The 938-nt window shown below is 31.6% G+C and carries 1 protein-coding gene and 2 pseudogenes; all 3 read left to right on the top strand.

The features are described 5' to 3' along the window. Positions 1 to 393, top strand: a pseudogene (locus tag HMPREF9074_RS06535) (SH3 domain-containing protein); the annotation flags it as partial. A 35-nt stretch (positions 394 to 428) separates the two neighbouring features. Further along, entirely contained in the window at positions 429 to 734 is a 306-nt protein-coding gene (locus HMPREF9074_RS06540; protein ID WP_034540051.1) for a KilA-N domain-containing protein, read from the top strand. 82 nt (positions 735 to 816) lie between these two features. Next, a pseudogene (locus HMPREF9074_RS12135) lies at positions 817 to 938 on the top strand (SH3 domain-containing protein); the annotation flags it as partial.

Here is a 938-nt window from a genome sequence, read left to right on the forward strand (position 1 = left end):
GTTATTTTTGATGATAAGGACGTAAAAGTAACCATTACCAAACAGAAGTTCGACAAAACCAAGCACAAGATTACTAAGAAAGATCAGGGAAGTTATGATCAATTAATCATTGATGGTAAAGAAATATATGGTATAGAAGTTTATGGAGGAGACGATTCACTACCTGAAGACCATTACAAAAGTATTATCGTAACTATGAAAGGTAAAAACGTACCTATTCCTAAAAGTGCTTATGATGATTTGTATCAAATTTCCTATTTTAGCAGTTCCATATACTATGATGAGGAAGCTGAAGCACTTTATATTTATGCAGATAATGGCGAAGCTGGTTTAGCTTACGAAGTGTGTTGGCAAATAGTAAAAGGTGAGTATAAAACCCGTATCATCAGATAACCACTTTAATGATGTAACTAAAAATTACCAAAAATATGGCACCAACAAATAATAAACTTAAAGTACAAGATGTTGAAATATCTTTAGCTACAATAGACAATCAGGATTATATTTCATTAACAGATATGGCTAAAGGTAAAAATGATGAAGCAAGAGCTGCTGATATAATAAAAAACTGGATAAGAAATAGAAGTACATTAGAATTTTTAGGTACTTGGGAAATACTTTATAATCCTAATTTTAAAGTGGTCGAATTCGACCACTTTAAAAAAGAAGCAGGATTGCCAACATTTACTATTAGCGTTTCAAATTGGGTAGAGAATACATCTGAAATCTATTAAAAAACTTTCAAACGATACTTATATAAGTATCGAAAGCAACAAACAACTTGATAAATAGCTTATTGTCAATTATCTATTGAATATGAAACACTTACTTATTTTATTCTTCCTCCTTACGACCAACGCCTTTGCGCAAGGTCCTTTTGGAGATTATGCCGTAGTAAAAGACAAAGACGGCTATGTAAACATTCGCGCTAAAGAAAG

Source organism: Capnocytophaga sp. oral taxon 329 str. F0087 (assembly GCF_000213295.2).
GTDB lineage: Bacteria > Bacteroidota > Bacteroidia > Flavobacteriales > Flavobacteriaceae > Capnocytophaga > Capnocytophaga leadbetteri_A.